The sequence below is a fragment of the Bradyrhizobium paxllaeri genome (assembly GCF_001693515.2).
Classification (GTDB): domain Bacteria; phylum Pseudomonadota; class Alphaproteobacteria; order Rhizobiales; family Xanthobacteraceae; genus Bradyrhizobium; species Bradyrhizobium paxllaeri.
The window spans coordinates 4,189,888-4,209,053 of sequence record NZ_CP042968.1 but is presented as its reverse complement, the minus strand read 5'-3'; the positions used below and the strand labels follow the sequence as shown (position 1 = coordinate 4,209,053).

Annotated in this window: 16 protein-coding genes; 7 read left to right on the top strand and 9 right to left on the bottom strand. The window is 62.3% G+C overall.

The genetic code is table 11. From position 1 onward, the window contains the following. Window positions 1-15: 15 nt before the first annotated feature. Together LMTR21_RS20130 and LMTR21_RS20125 are read right to left on the bottom strand one after the other, a co-directional pair. On the bottom strand, window positions 16-1,245 hold the full coding sequence (locus LMTR21_RS20130; RefSeq protein ID WP_084030973.1) for an acetyltransferase domain-containing protein: 1,230 nt from the start codon (window positions 1,243-1,245) through the stop codon (window positions 16-18). A gap of 196 nt (window positions 1,246-1,441) precedes the next feature. Beyond that, on the bottom strand, window positions 1,442-2,122 hold the full coding sequence (locus tag LMTR21_RS20125) for a GntR family transcriptional regulator (protein WP_065756338.1): 681 nt from the start codon (window positions 2,120-2,122) through the stop codon (window positions 1,442-1,444). 174 nt (window positions 2,123-2,296) lie between these two features. Here LMTR21_RS20125 and LMTR21_RS20120 point away from each other — a divergent pair, with 174 nt between their 5' ends. The 4 genes from LMTR21_RS20120 to LMTR21_RS20105 all read left to right on the top strand — a co-directional run bounded on the left by LMTR21_RS20120 (window position 2,297) and on the right by LMTR21_RS20105 (window position 6,200). Beyond that, window positions 2,297-2,920, top strand: coding sequence for a TRAP transporter small permease (locus tag LMTR21_RS20120; RefSeq protein ID WP_065756235.1), 624 nt, complete (start codon window positions 2,297-2,299; stop codon window positions 2,918-2,920). Continuing rightward, window positions 2,920-4,185: a TRAP transporter large permease gene (locus LMTR21_RS20115; protein WP_065756236.1), complete on the top strand. Its 1,266-nt coding sequence runs from the start codon at window positions 2,920-2,922 to the stop codon at window positions 4,183-4,185. The genes LMTR21_RS20120 and LMTR21_RS20115 overlap by 1 nt, the downstream gene beginning before the upstream one ends. 26 nt (window positions 4,186-4,211) lie before the next feature. Then, window positions 4,212-5,195, top strand: coding sequence for a TRAP transporter substrate-binding protein (locus LMTR21_RS20110; protein ID WP_065756237.1), 984 nt, complete (start codon window positions 4,212-4,214; stop codon window positions 5,193-5,195). A 78-nt stretch (window positions 5,196-5,273) separates the two neighbouring features. Continuing rightward, a complete protein-coding gene (locus tag LMTR21_RS20105; protein WP_065756238.1) occupies window positions 5,274-6,200 on the top strand; it encodes a dihydrodipicolinate synthase family protein in 927 nt (308 codons plus the stop codon). 195 nt (window positions 6,201-6,395) lie between these two features. Here the strand turns inward: LMTR21_RS20105 and LMTR21_RS20100 are convergent, their stop codons facing one another. From LMTR21_RS20100 to LMTR21_RS20080, 5 genes are all read right to left on the bottom strand, one after another. Then, window positions 6,396-8,168: an adenylate/guanylate cyclase domain-containing protein gene (locus LMTR21_RS20100; protein ID WP_065756240.1), complete on the bottom strand. Its 1,773-nt coding sequence runs from the start codon at window positions 8,166-8,168 to the stop codon at window positions 6,396-6,398. A 132-nt stretch (window positions 8,169-8,300) separates the two neighbouring features. After that, window positions 8,301-9,209 (bottom strand): hydroxymethylglutaryl-CoA lyase, encoded by a 909-nt coding sequence (locus LMTR21_RS20095; RefSeq protein ID WP_065756241.1) that lies wholly within the window; start codon window positions 9,207-9,209, stop codon window positions 8,301-8,303. Further along, window positions 9,206-11,215, bottom strand: coding sequence for an acetyl/propionyl/methylcrotonyl-CoA carboxylase subunit alpha (locus LMTR21_RS20090; RefSeq protein WP_065756242.1), 2,010 nt, complete (start codon window positions 11,213-11,215; stop codon window positions 9,206-9,208). The genes LMTR21_RS20095 and LMTR21_RS20090 overlap by 4 nt, the downstream gene beginning before the upstream one ends. 2 nt (window positions 11,216-11,217) lie before the next feature. Further along, a complete protein-coding gene (locus LMTR21_RS20085; protein ID WP_065756243.1) occupies window positions 11,218-12,822 on the bottom strand; it encodes a carboxyl transferase domain-containing protein in 1,605 nt (534 codons plus the stop codon). 113 nt (window positions 12,823-12,935) lie between these two features. Continuing rightward, window positions 12,936-14,108: an isovaleryl-CoA dehydrogenase gene (locus LMTR21_RS20080; protein WP_065756339.1), complete on the bottom strand. Its 1,173-nt coding sequence runs from the start codon at window positions 14,106-14,108 to the stop codon at window positions 12,936-12,938. 185 nt (window positions 14,109-14,293) lie between these two features. Between LMTR21_RS20080 and LMTR21_RS20075 the strand changes: the two genes are divergently transcribed. Together LMTR21_RS20075 and LMTR21_RS20070 are read left to right on the top strand one after the other, a co-directional pair. Then, the gene (locus LMTR21_RS20075) at window positions 14,294-14,947 is read left to right on the top strand and encodes a TetR/AcrR family transcriptional regulator (RefSeq protein ID WP_065756244.1); all 654 of its coding nucleotides are present in this window, start codon (window positions 14,294-14,296) and stop codon (window positions 14,945-14,947) included. A gap of 7 nt (window positions 14,948-14,954) precedes the next feature. Then, window positions 14,955-15,452: an Lrp/AsnC family transcriptional regulator gene (locus LMTR21_RS20070; RefSeq protein WP_065756245.1), complete on the top strand. Its 498-nt coding sequence runs from the start codon at window positions 14,955-14,957 to the stop codon at window positions 15,450-15,452. Between the two features lie 51 nt (window positions 15,453-15,503). On the opposite strand, the gene LMTR21_RS20065 is transcribed toward LMTR21_RS20070, so the two are convergent. Further along, window positions 15,504-15,809, bottom strand: coding sequence for an ETC complex I subunit (locus LMTR21_RS20065; protein WP_057863457.1), 306 nt, complete (start codon window positions 15,807-15,809; stop codon window positions 15,504-15,506). A 233-nt stretch (window positions 15,810-16,042) separates the two neighbouring features. Between LMTR21_RS20065 and LMTR21_RS20060 the strand changes: the two genes are divergently transcribed. Further along, complete coding sequence (locus tag LMTR21_RS20060; RefSeq protein ID WP_065756246.1) at window positions 16,043-17,203, top strand: OpgC domain-containing protein; 1,161 nt, start codon at window positions 16,043-16,045, stop codon at window positions 17,201-17,203. 16 nt (window positions 17,204-17,219) lie between these two features. Here LMTR21_RS20060 and LMTR21_RS20055 read toward each other — a convergent pair whose 3' ends face one another. Further along, complete coding sequence (locus LMTR21_RS20055) at window positions 17,220-19,031, bottom strand: carbamoyltransferase family protein (protein WP_065756247.1); 1,812 nt, start codon at window positions 19,029-19,031, stop codon at window positions 17,220-17,222. Window positions 19,032-19,166 lie beyond the last annotated feature (135 nt).

Genomic DNA, 19,166 nt, shown 5'->3' with positions numbered 1-19,166 from the left:
ACCGTGCCGCCGGTACTAGAGGTAGGATAACCACCAGTCGCTGCGACGTTTTTTGATGCCGACAAACCAGTTGCAAAGTGGATAGAGCGCCGCCACAACCGCAAGCCAGATGGAAAACACGCCCAGGAGGCCGACGCCGTATCCGTTCGGCTTGTCGGCAGGGAATGGACCAAACAGCCAGCCGGTCTCCGCACCGCTCGCCCACGCGAAGATCACCGCCAGCGCGTGAATGACAAAAACGTGAACCACATAATAGAAGAATGGAACGCGGCCGAAGGTGGTGATCCACGCCGCGAACCGGCCGCGCGCGTTCTCAACCGCAGCAAGCAGCAGCAATGTCGGCCCGATCGTCATGGCCAGATACAGCAGCGACGGCGGATATTTTTCGCAGTTGATGAAGGACAGCAACGTCGCAATTGCACCGGCTTGAACGGTCCAGGGCGCGGGATCGCCGTAGACGTTGCTCGCCCGCAGCAGGACGAAACCGACCACCGCTACGGTGCCCCATCCAACGAGCCAGCGCGTCCGCTTCGCACGATCGAGCGTGAAGACCGGACCGAGCGCGTAGCCCGCCGCCATCACGCCGATCCACGGGATCAACGGGTAGACCGCGAACCACTTCACGGTGGCGCCGAACTGCAGCAAGGCCGGCTCATGCAGGAAATTCCAGATCGGCGCGGCTGGGCCAAAGGACTCTGCCTTGATGGGATCGAGTAGATTGTGCCCGGCGATCAGGACGAGTGCGATGGCAGCGACCGCACTGCGCGGCAGAAAGACCAGCACTGAAAGCGCAATCATCGACGCGCCGATAGCGAAGATGACCTGGCTGAAGAAATAGCCGAGATCGAAGCTGAAGGTCCATGCAAGGCGGACGAGCGTGAGTTCGATCAGTATGAGCCAAATCCCGCGCGTGAGCAGGAAGCGGCTGAGCTGCCGCGTGCTACGGCCGCGCTCACCGTAGAGGAATGCCGACACACCTGCGAGAAGGACGAAGGCGGGTGCACAGAAGTGCGTGATCCAGCGCGTCATGAACAGCGCGGTATCGGTCACATCACGCGGGTTGAATCCACCCGGGGCGAAGAAATCGCGCACATGGTCGAGCGCCATCAACACCATCACGAGGCCGCGCGCGAGGTCGACGGAATCGATGCGCGTGCGCGCCGCCGTCTGCCCGGCGATGCCGTTCCTCGCCTGGCCGGTCCAGGACAGGCCTCCCCGTTGCCCCGCTTCGAAGCTTGCATTCATGATTTGATCCTCCCAGCGCACAGGTACGGCAAAGGTGCCGCGGGAGTTTCAGTCCGGGCGGCCGCGCCGGCGCCTCAGTTCGCCGGCTTTACCGGGATATTCAGGTAGTGAACGTCCATGGTGTTAACGCTCGAGCGCGAGGGATTCATCAAAAGGCAACCGCGCTGCCCCCGCAGCATCTCCCGGTGCAGTGGTACTAGCGCCCCGCTCGCGCCGCGATCGTCCCACCGCCCACCACCTGCAGCAAATCCGTCCTGACTGCCTCGATATGCTGCTCCAGAAACCGGCAGGCCTCCTCGATCTGCTTTGCCCGACACAACGTGATCAGGTGGGCATGCTCTTTTTCGGCTATCCCCATCGCCTTGGTGTTGGAGAGCTGCAGGCGCGTGTAGCGGTCGCTGGTCTGTAAGAGCGCGATGACGATCGCCTTGGTGCGCGGCTGCCGCGCGTGCACATACATCGCCATATGGAAATCGGCATTGAGCCGCCCCCATTCGGTGACGTTGCGCGCCTTGATCGCTTTTTCGAAGCGTTTCTGAATGTCATCCAGTCCGGCAAAATCGTCTTCCACAAAGTGCGGCGCCGACTGCGCCAGCAGCCGCGGCTCCATGATCCGGCGGAGGTCGAACACATCGTTGATCTCGTCCAGCGACAGTTCCGAGACAATCGCGCCCTTTTGCGGAACGATCCGCACCAGCCCTTCGGCCTCGAGCTGAAACAGCGCCTCGCGTACGGGAATGCGGCTCACGCCGTAGGTATCGCCCAGCGCGTCCTGCCGAAGCTGCGACCCGGCCGGATAGGTCCCGTCGAGGATCGCCTGCCTGAGCTGGTCGACGATCGCCGCCGACAGCGTCCGGTGCTTCAGAGGGCCTTTCATTTGATCTTCCGTCGTCATCGCCGGCCTTTCTGATCGAGGCGGCACAGTTTTCGCACGTCGATATGGCGGCAACCCAGCAAAAGCTGAGAAGGCTCCACAATCTCCATTTGACAGGATTGTATAAATTATACATTTTACAAGTGCACGACAAATTCCAGGGGGCAGCGGGCTCATATGATCGAGCAGACGATTGCGGATGCGCCGGCGTTCAGCGCCCGGCGGATCGTTGTCCGGGCCTCTACCCTGCTGCTCGCCTTCGAGCGCATCGCCTTGATGGGGCTGATGTATCTGCTGACGGCGCTGATTCTGGTGAACGTCGTCACCCGCTATTCGCACTTCCCGATCTACTGGATCGATGAATCGGCAGTCTATTGCGTGGTCTGGCTAACCTTCATCGGCGCCTCCGCCATGACGCGGCTGCGGCTCGATTTCGCCGTCTCCATGATGACCGAGCGTCTCTCGGCGCAGAATCAGAAGATCGCGAAGATCATGGCGACTGGCATGGTCGTGGTGTTCGGCGTCGCGCTGATCATCACCTGCTTCCTCTGGATGGACCCGATCGGTCTCGCCCGCGCCGGCTTCGACGCGCGCAAGCTCGCCGCCGAGACCTTCAACTTCCTCTATACCGAGCGCACGCAGACGCTGAACTGGCCGACCTGGGTGGTCTACCTGACGCTGCCGATCTTCGCGGTGTCGATGACCGTGCATGGCCTCGCAAACCTGCTCGAAGATCTCGAACTGGTGCCGCGGACCCCGCCAAAAGGTTTTCAGTTGTCCGAGCTCGACGGGGTCAACTGATGATCACGTCGGCTGCCTTTATCGCGATCATGCTGGTCGGCGTGCCGATCGGGCTTTGTCTCTGCCTTGCCGGTTTCGTCTACATCATCGCATCGGGCAATCCGGTGCTGTTCCAGTCCTACCCGCTACAGCTCTTCGGCGGGGTCGACAGTTACGGCTTGATCGCCATTCCCCTCTTCATCCTGATCGGCGAGATCATGAATGGCGGCGGCATCACGCGGCGCATCGTCGACATGGCGATGGCCTTTGTCGGCTCGCTGAAGGGTGGGCTCGCCTACGTCAATATCCTCGCCAACATGTTCATCTCCTCCATCCTCGGCTCCGCGACCGCGCAGGTCGCAATCATGGCGCAGATCATGGTGCCGGAGATGGAAAAGAAGGGCTACGACAAGACCTTCGCCGCGGGCCTGACCGCCTATGGCGGCATGCTCGGGCCGATCATTCCGCCCTCGGTGATGTTCGTCGTCTACAGCGTGCTGGCGCAGGTGTCGGTCAGCGACATGCTGATCGCCGGCATCGTGCCGGGCGTGATCCTGACAGCGATGTTCTGCATCGTCATCGCGCTGATGGGATACATCTACAATTATCCCAAGGCCGATTATCAGACCCCGCGCCAGCGGCTGGCGACGATCCTGCGGACATCGCCGACGCTGCTGATCCCCATCGTCATCGTCGGCAGCATTTTGGGCGGGCTCGCCAATGCGACGGAGTCCGCTGCGGTCGGCGCCGTGGCCGCCGCGCTGATCGGAAAATTCTGGACCAGGGAGTTCGAGTTCTCGCAATTGCCGCAGATGATGCTGCGCGCCGGCATCTATTCGGCCATCGTGCTGTTCCTGGTTGCCGCCGCCGCCGTGTTTTCCTGGGTGCTGATCTTCGGCAAGGTGCCGCAGGAAACGGCAAGCTGGATTCAATCCGTCGCCAAGGATCCGGTCAGCTTCATGCTCCTTTGCAACGTGATCCTGCTGATCATCGGCACCGTCATCGACGGCATTCCCGGCCTGATCATGACGGTGCCGATCCTGCTGCCGGTCGCGACCGAGATCTATCACATCGATCCGCGCCAGTTCGGCGTCGTCGTGGTGATCAATCTGGTGCTCGGACTGCTGTCGCCTCCGGTCGGCCTCTGCTTCTTCGTTGCAGCCGCCGTCACCGGCGCCAAGCCCGGCAAGATGTTCATGGTGACGCTGCCGCTGTTCGGCATCTCCTGCATCCTGCTGGTGCTGCTCTCGCTCTACCCGTCCCTCTCCCTCGTCCTCATCAAGTAGGTCCAACCCCTCAAGGAGCCCCTGCCATGTCGCTTTCCCGTCGCCGCTTCCTTGCCGCCAGCGCGGCCGTGCCGCTGTTCGCACCGTCGCTGGCGCTCGCTCAAGCCAAAGAGTTTCGCCTCGGCCTGATCACGCCCAACGGGCATTCCTGGAACAAGGCGGCGCTGAAACTCGGCGACGATCTCAAGGCCGCCACCAACGGCCGCCTGACCATGACGGTGTTTCACTCCGGCCAGCTCGGCAACGAGCCGGCGATGATGCAGCAATTGCAGTCCGGCGCGCTCGACATGGGCTTCATCCAGGCGGCCGAGCTCGGCTCGCGCGTGCCGCATATCGCCGCGATCAACGCGCCCTATATCGTGCGCTCGACGCCGTCGGTGGCGAAGTTCGTCCGCCATCCGGCCGCGATCAAGCTGTTCGACGTGCTGCCGCGGGAAACGGGAACGATCGGCCTCGGCTGGGGCATCACCGGCATGCGCGCGGTGTTCTCGTCCAAGGATCTGGCGTCATTGGCCGATATCAAGGGCATGAAGCTTCGCATCAACCCGACGCCGGTTTATCGCGATTTCTATTCGTCGCTCGGCGCGGCGCCGACGCCGATCCCGACGCCGCAGGTGTTCGATGCCATGGCGAACGGCCAGGTCGACGGCCTCGAGGCGGACCTCGAGTTTTCCTGGAACCAGCGCTTCGACAAGGTCTCGAAGGTCATCCTGCAGATGAACGCCGTCTTCATGCCGATGGCCGCCGTCGTCTCCGGCCGCGTCTGGCAATCGCTGCCGGCGGCCGACCGCGAGCTGATCACCAAGATGGTGAAATCGACGCTCGACGCGCAGATCGACGAACTCGCCGGCAATGAGCCGAAGCTGATCGAAAACTTCAAGAGCGCGCCGATCCCGATCCGCCAGGTCGACGCCAAGGACACCGAGGCCGTCATCGCCGAATTCGACAAGCTCTGGCTGCCCAAGGCCCCCGTCCTCGCCGAGCTGCGCAAGGTCGGCGCGACGCTCTGATCCCACCCCATCGCTTTCACGTCAAAGCCCGGTGGATTTTGACAATCCGCCGGCACCATTCCAATTGGAGCCAAACAAATGAGCCCACGCATTTCCTGGGAAGGCGTCTTCCCGGCCGTGACCACGCAGTTCAACGACGACCTGTCGCTCAATATCGATGCGACCGCCAAGGTGATGGATGGACTGATCCGCGACGGCGTTTCCGGACTGATCGTCTGCGGATCTGTCGGCGAGAACACTTCGCTGGAGCGGAGAGAAAAGATCGCCATCATGGAGGCGGCGAAGTCCGTCGCCGCCGGCCGCGTGCCTGTGCTGTGCGGCATCGCCGAGTTCACCACCGCCTTTGCCGTCGAGACTGCGAAGGAAGCGGCACGCGTCGGCATCGACGGCGCGATGGTGATGCCGGCGCTGGTCTATTCGTCGAAGCCGCATGAGACCGCGGCGCACTTCCGCTCGGTCGCCAGCGCCACCGACCTGCCCGTGATGCTCTACAACAATCCCCCGATCTACAAGAACGACGTCACGCCGGATATTCTGGCGTCGCTCGCCGACGTCGAAACCGTTGTCTGCTTCAAGGATTCCTCCGGCGACACGCGCCGCTTCATCGACACCCGCAACATGGTCGGCGACCGCTTCGTGCTGTTCGCCGGCCTCGACGACGTCATTGTCGAGAGCGTCGCCATGGGCGCGGTCGGCTGGGTGTCGGGCATGTCGAACGCCTTCCCACGTGAGGGCGAGACGCTGTTCCGCCTTGCCAAGGCCGGGCGCTATGCCGAGGCGATGCCGCTCTACGAATGGCTCATGCCGCTTTTGCACCTCGACGCCCGTCCGGACCTCGTCCAGTGCATCAAGCTGTGCGAGCACATCATGGGCCGCGGCACCGCGCTGACCCGCCCGCCGCGGCTGGCGCTGCTGCCGCACGAGAAGGCCGAGGTCGAGGCGATGATGGCGAAAGCGCTGAAGCACCGGCCGGCGTTGCCGAACGTCGGACTGAAGGCGGCGTAAGCGCCTCTACTTGGCGGCCTGCATCTTCGCATTCATCACCGCCGCCACGGGGCTGGAGGCTCGCAACGTTAACAACGCTGCGAGCCTGCTGGGGCGCGTACTCTTAATCGAGCTTAATTGGTGCCTGACCAATGCCTGCCATGCCTCGATAGCAACGAAATTCCGTATCGCAGCGATATGATGTGCCAATAACGGTCACTCCGGCATTCCAGCGATCCGGCAAGCCTTCGCCCATTTTTCGATATCTGCAGGTCGACGACGATATGTGAATCCGGAAATGCGCAGGGTTGGGTCTAGTTGCATCGCGCGCGCACAGACCTCTCGTGCTTCCTCAACCCGGCCAGACATTGCATGGCATGCCATCATGGCAAGATGAGCGCCTACAAATTTTGGTTGCTGCCGCAGGGCAGTTGTCGCCCACGATGAGGCATCCTCGATGCGGCCAGCGGAAAAATAAGCAAAGGCCAGCCCGGTCTGCGCATTGAAGATCAATGGATCCAGCGGGCTCAATCGCAGCGCGATCTTGAATTGCTCGATTGCGGCATCGTCGTTTCCGAGCCAAAGGTTGACCCACCCACTCCAATATCGTGCGGTAACCAGATTTGCGTCTAGATTTATCGCCCGCGAGAGCAGCGCGGCGCCTTCCTCGACTTCATTCGCTACGTAAGCGAGCGCGTGTCCGGCTATTGCAAGCACCGATGGATTGTCCTTATCGAGTTCGATCGCTCGCCTCGCGAATCGTCGGGCTTCAATTCGCTCCTGAGCGGCATCGGTGCTCCAACCGAAAGCCTTCCTTTGTATGCAGCAACGAGCGCCGAGCGCGTATGCTCCTGCGAATTCGGGATCGATACCGATCGCAATTTCCGTCAGCTTGAGGGCTTCAAGGTGCGCTTCTCTGGTGAATTTATAAATGCTGGCGAGCGCGCGAAGATAATAGTCGTAAGCTCGCAGGCTTTCGGTCGGCTTGCACTGGGCACGCTCGATTTCGGCGCGCTCCAGTTGAGGAGAGATTGCGCCGATCACGCTGCTTGTCACCCGATCCTGCAGATCGAAAATGTCTTCGAGCGTACTGTCGTATCTATCTGCCCAGATATGATTACCCGTCGCAGCATCAACGAGCTGCCCGGTGATGCGAACGCGATTGCCCGCCTTGCGGACGCTGCCCTCCAGCACGTAACGGACGCCAAGCTCGCGGCCGACATGTTTGATGTCGACGGCTTTGCCTTTGTAAGTAAAGGTGGAGTGTCGCGCGATGACGAAAAGCGATTTCGACCGCGACAGTCCCGTGATGATGTCTTCCACCATGCCGTCGGCGAAATATTCCTGTTCTGGATCGCCGCTCATGTTCTCGAACGGCAGGACGGCGATGGAAGGCTTGTCGGGCAGCGCGAGGGGCTGCGCAGCCGCGGTCGACGTTTTTATTGCCGGCGAAGAGCTTGGGCTGATGCGCGCGCGCCAAGCCCGCATCGGTTCGGCAATATTCTTCAGGGATTGCGAACCCATATCCTCCAAGGTGCTCTCAACCTTGCCCCGAACCTGCCGGTGGGCATCGTCGGAAATGCAAATCCCGCCCGGCTCTGCGATCCCCTCGAGACGCACTGCAATATTGACCCCATCACCGAAGATATCATCGTCTGCGATGACAATATCACCGACGTGAATGCCGATGCGAAATTCGATCCGCTTGTCCTGCGGCACATCGGTATTTTGCTCCGCCATGCTGCGCTGGATTTCGTCGGCACATCGCACGGCGTCGACCACGCTGGCGAACTCAACGAGAGCGCCGTCCCCGGTGTTCTTGACGATACGTCCGTGATGCTCGGCGATTTTTGGATCGAAAAGCGTTTTTCTGAGAGCTTTCAGTTGCGCCAGCGTGCCTTCTTCGTCGATCCCTATCAAACGGCAAGAGCCCGCGACATCCGCCGCCAGAATAGCCGCCAGTCGCCGCTCTACGTGCTCGCTGCTCAAGATGCACCCCCGGGGGCCTCGGGGAAATCGAATGGTTATATAGCAGGATTTTAGGCCGATGTCCGGCTAGGGGCCGCTCGAAGCCTGTCGTTCGACGAAAAGCTACTCCGGCAGACGGCGGAATTTACCGCTCTATTTCCCGGCCCGCATCTTCGCGTTCAGCGCCGCCGCGACGCGGCTGACCGGCGGACGGCCGATCAGCCCGCTCACGACATTGGTGGCCGCGACCAGCTTCGACATGTCAACGCCGGTCGCAATGCCCATGCCTTCGAGCATGTAGACCACGTCCTCGGTTGCGACGTTACCCGTCGCTCCGGGGGCATAGGGGCAGCCGCCGAGACCGCCGGCAGCGGAATCGATCACGCGGCAGCCCTCTTCCATTCCGGCATAGAGATTGACGAGCGCCTGGCCGTAGGTGTCGTGGAAATGCATGGCGAGATTGGCCATCGGCACGTGGCCTGCCACCGCGCGCAATAGCTGCCGCGCTTTTAGCGGCGTGCCGACGCCGATGGTGTCGCCGAGCGAGATTTCGTAGCAGCCGAGGTCCCATAGAACTTTGGCGACATCGACCACCGCCTGCGGCTTGATCTCGCCTTCATAGGGGCATCCGAGCACGGTGGAAATATAGCCGCGTACACGGACGCCGTCGGCCTTGGCGCGGGCCAGCACCGGTTTGAACCGCTCGATCGATTCCGCGATTCCGCAGTTGATGTTGGCGCGGGAAAAACCTTCCGATGCCGCGGCGAATACGGCGATCAGTTTCGCGCCCGCGGCCTGCGATGCCTCGTATCCCTTCTCGTTCGGCACCAGCACCGGCAATTCGCATTCCGTGTGATGACTGACGCCGCGCAACACTTCGGCCGATCCGATCATCTGCGGGATCGCCTTGGGCGACACGAACGCGCCGACCTCGACCGCCCTGAGCCCGGCGCCGATCAACGCCTCGACGAGGGTGATCCGGTCGGCGACGCTGACCGGGGTCTTCTCGTTCTGCAGCCCGTCACGCGGGCCGACTTCGACAATATGGACGGTATCGCTCATGATGCCGCCGCCGGTTCGACCTCGGCAAGCTCGACGCCTTCGCCGACGATATCACCGACCTTGCACCTGATCTTCTTCAGCACGCCGGCAAAGGGCGCGCGCAGCGTCTGCTCCATCTTCATGACTTCCAGCGTCAGGATCGCCGCGCCCTTTTCCAGCGTCGCGCCCTCCTCGGCCAGCAGCGCCACCACGGTGCCCGGCAAGGGCGCCACGATCTTGTCCTCACCGACTTGCTCCTCGGTCTCGCCGCCGAACGGGTCGACCCAGTGCAGGTCGAAGCGGCCGTGGCGAGTGCGCAGGTAAAGCTCGTGCCCTTCGATAACAGCGGTAACGCGCGACTTCATGCCTTCGATCGTCAGGTCGAAACTGCCGTCATGCGCCGGCGAGACTGAGAACACGAACTGGTGCTTGCCGATCGATAGCGTCGATGGTCCGCTACCATAGCGCAGCGTCACCTTGGTCTCGGCGCCCTGCCCCTGGCGGAACGAAAATACCCGTTGCCGCTGCCCGACGGGCATCCAGCCAAAAGTTTGCCAGGGCGAATGCGCTTCCCGGCGCGCCGTCTTCTGCTCGTCGTTGACGATGGCGGCAACGGCGGCGCAAAGCTCGAGATCGCCGGGCGTGCCTGAAGCTTCCGTCAGCTTCTTCAACTCGCGCTCGATGAAGCCGGTGTCGATGGTGTTGGCACGCACGTTCGGGTGGGTGATCAGCGCCGACAGGAACGGGATGTTGGTAACGATGCCCCGGACATCGGTCTCTTCCAGGCCGCGGTTGAGCCGCTCGATCGCCGCCTGCCGCGTCGGCGCCCACGCGATCACCTTGGCCAGCATGGCGTCGTAATAGGGCGACACCGCATCGCCGTCGCGATAGCCGGAATCGATGCGTAGACCATCGACCGCATCGGGCGTGCGCCAGGTCCTGATCTGGCCGACCGACGGCATAAAATTCTTCTGCGGGTTTTCGGCGTAGATCCGCGCTTCGATGGCGTGGCCGTTCAACATGATCTCGTTCTGCGCCAGCGGCAATTTCTCGCCAAACGCCACCCGCAACTGCCATTCGACGAGGTCAACGCCGGTGATCAATTCGGTGACAGGATGCTCGACCTGCAGGCGGGTGTTCATCTCGATGAAGAACACTTCCTTGCCGTCGGAGACGAACTCGATGGTGCCGGCGCCGACATAGTTCACGGCGGCTGCCGCCTTGCGCGCGGCGGCGCAAACGGTTTCGCGCTGCGTGGCGTCGAGCGTCGGCGACGGCGCCTCCTCGATCACCTTCTGGTGCCGCCGTTGCAGCGTGCATTCGCGTTCCCACAGCGAGAGCAGATTGCCGTGGCTGTCGCCGATGATCTGCACCTCGATATGCCGGGGATTCTTGACGAATTTTTCGATCAGCATGCGGTCGTCGCCGAACGCCGCCTTGGCCTCGCGCTTGGCGCTGACGATGGCCGCCGAAAGCTCGGCGGCTGAATTAACCACGCGCATGCCGCGACCGCCGCCGCCGGCAGACGCCTTCACCAGCACGGGGAAACCGATCTTGTCAGCGGCTTTTGCGAGTGTCGCCTCGTCCTGGGCCTCGCCGTGATAGCCCGGCACCAGCGGCACGCCGGCCTTTTCCATCAGCGCCTTCGAGCCCGACTTCGAGCCCATTGCCATCATCATCTCGGCAGTCGGGCCGACGAACACGAGGCCAGCGTTCAGACACGCCTCTGCGAACTCGGCATTCTCCGACAGGAAGCCGTAGCCGGGATGAATCGCCTCGGCGCCGGTCTGGCGCGCCGCCTCGATCACGCGTTCGATGTTGAGATAGCTGTCGCGCGCCCGCGCTGGCCCGAGCAGGACCGCCTCGTCGGCCATAGCGACGTGCATGGCATCGCGGTCCGCTTCCGAATAGACGGCGACGGTGCGCAGGCCCATGGCCCGCGCGCTGCGTATGACGCGGCAGGCGATCTCGCCGCGGTTGGCGATCAGAAGGGTGCGAAAACGCCGGTAAAGCTTCGAGCGGTCCATCATCACATCCTGAACAGGCCAAACTTCGTGGGTTCAATCGGCGCATTGGCCGCGGCCGACAATCCGAGACCGAGCACCAGGCGGGTGTCGGCGGGATCGATCACGCCGTCATCCCACAGCCGCGCGGTGGCGTAGTAGGGATTGCCCTGATGTTCGTATTGCGCGCGGATGGGACTGCGGAATTTATCTTCTTCCTCGGCCGACCAGCTCTCGCCCTTGGCCTCGATATTGTCGCGGCGCACCTGGCTCAACACCATAGAGGCCTGCTCGCCACCCATCACCGAGATGCGCGCGTTCGGCCACATCCACAGGAAGCGCGGAGAATAGGCGCGGCCAGACATGCCGTAATTGCCGGCGCCGTAGGAGCCGCCGATCACGACGGTAAATTTCGGCACGCCGGCAGTTGCAACCGCCGTCACCAGCTTGGCACCGTCGCGCGCGATGCCGCCGGCCTCGTATTTCTTGCCGACCATGAAGCCGGTGATGTTCTGCAAGAACACCAGCGGAATATTGCGCTGGCAGCACAGCTCGATGAAATGCGCGCCCTTCAGCGAGCTCTCGCTGAACAGGATGCCATTATTGGCGATGATGCCGACCGGATAGCCCCAGATATGCGCGAAGCCGCAGATCAGCGTCGTGCCGTAGAGTTTCTTGAACTCATCGAACTCGGAGCCGTCGACGATCCGCGCGATGATGTCGTGGACATCGAACGGTTTTCTGCCGTCGGCGGAGACCACGCCGTAGATTTCCTCGGCGGGGAACAGCGGCTCGCGCGGCTCCCGCATGTTGAGTACGGCCTTGGTCGGTTGCTTCAGCGTGGCGACGATGCGCCGGGCAATTCCGATCGCATGCGCATCGTTCTGCGCGTAGTGATCGGTGACGCCGGAGTGGCGGGAATGCACATCCGCGCCGCCGAGTTCTTCGGCGCTCACCACCTCGCCGGTCGCAGCCTTCACCAGCGGCGGGCCACCGAGGAAGATGGTGCCCTGGTTGCGCACGATGATGCTCTCGTCCGACATCGCCGGCACATAGGCGCCTCCGGCCGTGCATGAGCCCATGACGATCGCGATCTGCGGAATGCCCATCGAGGACATCTGCGCCTGGTTATAGAAGATGCGGCCGAAATGCCGCTCGTCCGGAAAGATCTCGTCCTGCATCGGCAGGAAGGCGCCGCCGGAATCGACCATGTAGACACAGGGCAGATTGTTCTGCCGGGCGATGTCCTGCGCGCGTAAATGCTTTTTCACCGTCATCGGGTAATAGGTGCCGCCCTTGATGGTGGCGTCGTTGGCGACGATGACGCATTCGCGGCCCGAAATGCGCCCCACCCCGGTGATGACGCTGGCGGAATGGACGTCACCGCCATACAGGCCGTGGGCCGCGAGCGGCGACAATTCGAGAAAGGCGGTACCGGGGTCGACCAGCAGGTCGACGCGTTCACGCGCCAGCATCTTACCGCGCGAGGTATGCCGCTTGCGCGAGGCCTCGCCGCCGCCGCCGGAGACCACCTTCAGCTTGTCGCGAAGCTCCGTCACCAGGCCACGCATGACGTCGGCGTTGCGAGCAAATTCGGAGGATTTCGGATCGATGGTGGAATGAAGCGGCATGGTCGGCGTTTTCTCTGGATGTTCAGGAGCCGTTGGGATGGCTTCAGGACGGTCGGGACAGCCCGTTCGATGAGGACGCGACAGCCTGTACCATCTTGGTCCCGATGTGAAGTTCAGGCCGTCTTTTCGAACAGTTCCCGCCCGATCAGCATGCGGCGGATTTCGCTGGTGCCGGCGCCGATCTCGTAGAGTTTGGCGTCGCGCAGCAATCGCCCGGTCGGATAGTCGTTGATGTAGCCATTGCCGCCGAGCAGCTGGATGGCGTCGAGCGCGCATTGCGTGGCTTTCTCCGCGGCGTAGAGAATGGCGCCGGCCGCATCCTCGCGCGTGGTCTCGCCGCGGTCGCAGGCTTTTGCCACTGCGTACACATAGGCGCGCGAGGCGTTCATCGTGGTGTACATGTCGGCGATCTTGCCCTGCACTAGTTGGAACGTGCCGATCGGCTCGCCGAACTGCTTGCGCTCGTGCACGTAAGGCAGCACCACGTCCATGCAGGCCTGCATGATGCCGATCGGGCCGGCCGCCAGCACCGCGCGCTCGTAATCGAGGCCGCTCATCAGCACGTTGACGCCGCGGCCGACCTCGCTCAGCACATTCTCCTCCGGCACCTCGCAATCCTCGAATACCAGCTCGCAGGTGTCGGAGCCGCGCATGCCGAGCTTGTCGAGCTTCTGCGCGGTCGAAAATCCCTTCATGCCCTTTTCGATGATGAAGGCGGTCATGCCGCGCGGGCCGGCATTGAGATCGGTCTTGGCGTAGACCACCAGCGTATCGGCGACCGGGCCGTTGGTGATCCACATCTTGTTGCCGTTGAGCACAAAGCGGTCGCCCTTCCTGTCGGCGCGGGTCTTCATCGAGACCACGTCGCTGCCCGCGCCGGGCTCCGACATCGCCAGCGAGCCGACATGCTCGCCCGAAATCAGCTTCGGCAGGTATTTCCGCTTCTGCGCCTCATTGCCGTTGCGGCGGATCTGGTTGACGCAGAGGTTGGAATGGGCGCCGTAGGACAGGCCGACCGCGGCGGACGCCCGCGACATCTCTTCCACCGCAATGCAGTGCTCGAGATAGCCGAGGCCGGCGCCGCCATACTCCTCCTCGACCGTGATGCCGTGCAGGCCGAGCGCGCCGATCCTGGGCCAGAGGTCGCGGGGGAACTGGTTGCTGCGGTCGATCTCGTCGGCGCGCGGTGCAATTTCGTTCTGCGAAAACGAAAACACCGTCTCGCGGATCGCATCCGCGGTCTCGCCGAGGTCGAAGTTGAGCAGCAGCGCCCGGTTCGAAGCCATCATTCCCTCCGCAATGTTCTTCTGGAATTAAACGATCATACGTTTTTTTACTATCCCTGCAAGCGGAACCGTAAAACGGTTCCGGCAAGTGATCAGGCTATTGAATTTACTACTCTTTCGTGTCAGAATTATACGATCACTCGCTCGTTTCACGACGGCGACTGCCTTCCCTTTCCAGAGGCCAAATGGCGCGGACGATCGGCTCACACGGCCCCAAGACGATGGAGGCGATCCGCAAAGCCGGGCTGCGCCTGATCTTCGAGCACGGCTACGCCGCCATGAGCCTGCGCCAGCTCGCGGCCGAGGTCGGGATCCAGTCGGGCTCGCTCTACAACCATATCAGCACCAAGCAGGAATTGCTGTTCGATCTGGTGCGGGACCACATCAACGAACTGCTGCGCCAGCTCGACCGCGCGCTGCAAGGCAAGCAGCAGCCGTCCGACAAGCTCCGCGCCTTCGTCGCCTTCCATGTTACCTACCACATGACCAAGAAGCGCGAGGTCTTCATCGCCAATTCCGAGCTGCGCAGCCTGGAGCCGAAGAACTATGAGGAGATCGTGGCGCTGCGCGGCGCCTACGAGCAGCGGCTCGCCGCCATCCTCGCCGAGGGCGTGGCGGAAGGCGAATTCGAGGTGGTCGATGTTCAAGTGGCGACCTTTGCCATCCTGGCCCTGTTGACCGGCCTCACCACCTGGTACCGCCCGGGCGGCCGGCTCACCAAGGAGGCCATCGTCGCTGCCCACGAGAAACTGGTGCTGTCGAGCGTCGCCCCAGCTGGAACGCCCGATCGGGCAAGCCAGCGCGCCCCCTCCCCGCGTGGCGGGCTGGAGCGCCGTTAAGATGCCCATGACGGAACATCACGCCCTCGACGAAATCGACCTGAAGATACTGGCCGAGTTGCAAAAGGATGGACGCATCCGCAACAACGAGCTGGCCGAGCGGGTCGGTCTCTCGGAGCCGCCATGCCGGCGACGGGTTCGATCCTTGCGCGAGCGCGGCTATGTCAGCGCCATCAGAGCAACGCTGGACGAAAAACTGCTGGGATACGAGGTCATTTCCTACGTATTGATCCAGTTGCAGAGCCAGGCCCAGGCGACGTTACAGGCGTTCGAAAGATCGATTGCGGCGCTGCCGCTGGTGCAGCAGAGCTGGCGGATTTCGGGCGATGGCGACTATCTGCTCAAATGCGTGGCGCGGAACGTCGAAGGCATGCACCAGCAGCTTCTGCAATTTTCCGCTATGCCCGAGGTCCGCCATATCAGGACCTTCCCGGTGCTCGGCGTCGCCAAGGATGCGCCGCTGCCGTTACCCCGCGCGCGCTCGGCATCTGGCCCGGCGCAATAGCCGTCGGCACCAAACCTGGCGTCGTGCCGAAGCACGCCGGTCGTCAGGCTCCTAGTGGGTCCAGGGTTCGACGCGCTTGAAGGCGAAATTATCGGCGTAGGCGGCCGCCCGGCGCACCGAATCCTTGGGCTCGATCACCTGGTAGGCAATGCCCTTGCGCTCGCAATAGGCGATCGCGTCTTCCTTGGTGTCGAAGTGCAGGGTGAGCTGCTGCTTCATGTCCACCGAAGAGGTCCAGCCCATCAGGGGTTCGATCGCACGGGGCTGCTCGGGCTCGTAGTCGAGCTGCCATTCCCGGGTCTTCGCCCTGCCCGATTGCATCGCGTTTTTGGCGGGCTTGAAAATGCGTGCGGTCATGGATGGTTGAGTCCTCGAGCGATATGCGACACGGTAGCGGTTGGTGGAAACAGCCGGGATAGTATAGAGACACCTATCAGAAAACTTGATCGGTGATTCCCTAAAACCCGGATGTACCATTTCCGTACCGGTATAGTCATTATGCCGTACTGTGACAATCTAGGGACATCGGGCGGCCGGGCCCCGGTCTTGCGGCGCGATCTTCCCGAAAGCAGCAGCTCAAAGCGGCACCCATGAAAATCAACGCCACCCTGCCAGAAAAAGGACGCGACCTCCGGCTCGACCTGTTTCGCGGGGTCGCAAACTGGGCGATCTATCTGGACCACATTCCAGACAATGTCGTGAACTGGATCACCACCCGTAATTACGGGTTCAGCGACGCCGCCGACCTGTTCGTTTTCATTTCCGGCTATACCGCCTCCTTCGTCTATGCCCGGATGATGCTGGAACGCGGCTTCATCGTCGGTGCTACGCGGCTGACCAAGCGCGTCTGGCAGCTCTATGTCGCGCACATCATCCTGTTCGTGATCTATATCGCTTCGATCAGCTATCTCGCCTTGCGCTTTGGCGATTCCCAACTGGTCAACGACTTCAACGTCGCCGGCCTTATCGACAACGCGACCGAAACGCTGCGGCAGGGCCTGTTCCTGAAGTTCAAGCCGGTCAATCTCGACGTGCTGCCGCTCTATATCGTGCTGATGGGCCTGTTCCCGCCGGTGCTGTGGTTCATGCTGCGCCAGCCCAACTGGACCATGCTGGCGGCGATCGCGCTGTGGCTGGTGTCGCGGCAGACCGGCTGGAACCTGCCCGCCTACCCGGTCGGCACCTGGTATTTCAACCCGTTCGCCTGGCAGGTGCTGTTCGTGTTCGGCGCCTGGTGCGCGCTCGGTGGCGCCCGCAATAATTTGGCCATCATCAACTCGCCGATCACGCTGTATCTGTGCATCGCCTACATGATCCTGGCGCTGGTCATGACCATGGCCGGCCGCTTCCCGGCTTTCGGCGACATGTTCCCGCACTGGCTGTATTCGACCTTCAACCCGAACGACAAGACCAACCTCGCGCCCTATCGCTTCCTGCACTTCGTGGCGATCGTGATCCTGGTCATCCGTTTCGTGCCGAAGGATTGGCCGGGCCTGGAGTGGAAGATTTTTGATCCACTGGTTGTTTGCGGCCAGCAGTCGCTCGCGGTGTTCTGCGTTGGCGTGTTCCTGTCCTTTGTCGGGCATTTCCAGTTGTCGCTGAGTTCGGGATCGCTGCTGGTGCAGATCCTCGTCAGCGTGACCGGCATCGCGATCATGACCGTCGTCGCGTACTACATTTCCTGGTCGAAGCGGCAGGACAAGCCGCTCAAGCCGCCGGCGCCGAAAGCCACCCCGGCAGTTTCCGGCTGAAGCGCGGCAGCCGGCGTCAGGCCGGCTGCGCCGTCGATGCCACCAGCGTACGCACGTCGGCATAGACGTTGAGTACCGGCGCCACCACCTTGTGCATCCTATTCTTCGAAACGATGGTGTCGTGGATCACGAGGTGATCGACGCCGGTGGTCAGGAAGCAGTTCACGGCATCCTGCGGCGTTTCCACGATCGGCTCGCCCTTGATGTTGAATGAGGTGTTGATCAGCACGGGAACGCCGGTCAGCGCCTCGAATTCCTTCAGCAGGCGATAGAGCATCGGATTGGTTTGTTCGCGCACGGTCTGGACGCGCGCGGTGCCGTCGACATGCACGATCGCCGGAATCCGGTCGCGCCACTCCGGGCGCACCGGCTTGGCGATCAGCATAAAGGGCGAATCCTCGTCGCCCTCGAAAACTTCCTTCATGCGTTCGGCCAGCACGATCGGCGCGAACGGCCGGAACGCCTGCCGGTGCTTAACGCGGCTGTTGAGGATATCCTTCATCTCGGGTTTGCGCGGATCGGCCAGCAGGCTGCGGTTGCCGAGCGCGCGTGGTCCGAATTCCGAGCGATCCTGAAACCAGCCGATCACCTTCTGGTCGGCCAGCAGTTTTGCGGTGTCGCGGCAGACATTGTCGCTCCTGACCACATCGGCCTGGATCCGCACCAGAAATTTCTGCAGTTCCTTGGCGACGTTCTGGTCGCTGTAGCGCCGGCCGACATAGGAATGATCCATCACGAAATCGCGGCGCTGCTTCAGGATCTCGAGCCAGCCGTAATAGGCGCAGCCGATCGCGATGCCGTCGTCGCCGGCCGCGGGCTGGATCCAGACATTCTCGAATCCGGCCTCGCGGGCCACCCGGCCATTCGCTACGCAGTTCAGCGCGACGCCGCCGGCCATGCAGAGATTTTTCGCGCCGGTGGTTTCACGCAGCCAGCGGGCGCGGGCCAGCAGCACGTTTTCGGTGTCGTCCTGCGTGCGCCAGGCCAGATCCTCCCAGTGCCGCATCGCGGGGCTCTTCTCCCAACTGCTGCCGGGTTCGAACACGTAAGGCTGCTTGAAGTCGGCGGTCCACTGCGGCACCTGCAGCTTGTCGCCGTTCATTTCGAGCAGATGCTTGACCTGGTCGCGGCGGCCATAAGGTGCGAGGCCCATCAACTCGCCGCATTTATTCCAGTCGCCGAAGATATAGGTCGAGGCGCGACTGTAGAGCGCGCCGAGCCCGGACATGTTGTAGAATTCGTCGCTGAGGAAGCCGCGCTCCGGCTCCATCCATACCTTCTTCACGCATTCCAGCGTCTTGCCGCTGAACTTGTAGTAGCTCTCGGACTCCCGTGCCAATGGCGTTGCCGCGTCGGCAGGCGGATAGGATTCCATGACGTCGGACTGGTAGCTGCCGACACCGTCGACGATCATCACCACGCCATCTTCGAACGGCGACACCGCGAAGGCGCTGTAGGCGTGCGCCAGATGGTGGGAGATCGTGACCACCTTGTCCGAATGCTTCAAGTAGAGCGGATGCTTGGCCGCGTCGCCGCGTTCGAAGTCCGGCAGGAAGCCCGGCGCGTCGAAATAGACCAGCCGCTCCTCCATTTCCGGGACCGGCATGATGTAGCAGTTGCGCACGACGAGATCGACGTCGTCGAGCGTGATGCCTTCGGCCTCGAGACAATAGTCGATCACTTCCTTGTAGAAGCCGGAGGCGTGCTTGGCGCGCGTGATCCGCTCCTTGGCGATCGCATACGCAATGGCACCGTCGCGCAACAGGCAGGCGCTGACATCATGGTCATACGTGTTCAGGCCAAGGACGTAAGTGTGTTTTTTGGGCATGGGTACTCGTCAGGAGAGGATCATCTTGCGCTGAGAAACGGAGATCATGTCGACATCAAGTTGTTGGCGTGACGACCTTGCCGGAATTTTTTCCAATTCTAGGTTCTGCGATGCACAATCCCAAGTGTTCATCCA

Coding starts and splice junctions, on each gene's coding strand:
- LMTR21_RS20130 (WP_084030973.1), bottom strand. CDS start 1,245: ATGAATGCAAGCTTCGAAGCGGGGCAACGGGGAGGCCTGTCCTGGACC.
- LMTR21_RS20125 (WP_065756338.1), bottom strand. CDS start 2,122: ATGAAAGGCCCTCTGAAGCACCGGACGCTGTCGGCGGCGATCGTCGAC.
- LMTR21_RS20120 (WP_065756235.1), top strand. CDS start 2,297: ATGATCGAGCAGACGATTGCGGATGCGCCGGCGTTCAGCGCCCGGCGG.
- LMTR21_RS20115 (WP_065756236.1), top strand. CDS start 2,920: ATGATCACGTCGGCTGCCTTTATCGCGATCATGCTGGTCGGCGTGCCG.
- LMTR21_RS20110 (WP_065756237.1), top strand. CDS start 4,212: ATGTCGCTTTCCCGTCGCCGCTTCCTTGCCGCCAGCGCGGCCGTGCCG.
- LMTR21_RS20105 (WP_065756238.1), top strand. CDS start 5,274: ATGAGCCCACGCATTTCCTGGGAAGGCGTCTTCCCGGCCGTGACCACG.
- LMTR21_RS20095 (WP_065756241.1), bottom strand. CDS start 9,209: ATGAGCGATACCGTCCATATTGTCGAAGTCGGCCCGCGTGACGGGCTG.
- LMTR21_RS20090 (WP_065756242.1), bottom strand. CDS start 11,215: ATGGACCGCTCGAAGCTTTACCGGCGTTTTCGCACCCTTCTGATCGCC.
- LMTR21_RS20085 (WP_065756243.1), bottom strand. CDS start 12,822: ATGCCGCTTCATTCCACCATCGATCCGAAATCCTCCGAATTTGCTCGC.
- LMTR21_RS20080 (WP_065756339.1), bottom strand. CDS start 14,108: ATGGCTTCGAACCGGGCGCTGCTGCTCAACTTCGACCTCGGCGAGACC.
- LMTR21_RS20075 (WP_065756244.1), top strand. CDS start 14,294: ATGGCGCGGACGATCGGCTCACACGGCCCCAAGACGATGGAGGCGATC.
- LMTR21_RS20070 (WP_065756245.1), top strand. CDS start 14,955: ATGACGGAACATCACGCCCTCGACGAAATCGACCTGAAGATACTGGCC.
- LMTR21_RS20065 (WP_057863457.1), bottom strand. CDS start 15,809: ATGACCGCACGCATTTTCAAGCCCGCCAAAAACGCGATGCAATCGGGC.
- LMTR21_RS20060 (WP_065756246.1), top strand. CDS start 16,043: ATGAAAATCAACGCCACCCTGCCAGAAAAAGGACGCGACCTCCGGCTC.
- LMTR21_RS20055 (WP_065756247.1), bottom strand. CDS start 19,031: ATGCCCAAAAAACACACTTACGTCCTTGGCCTGAACACGTATGACCAT.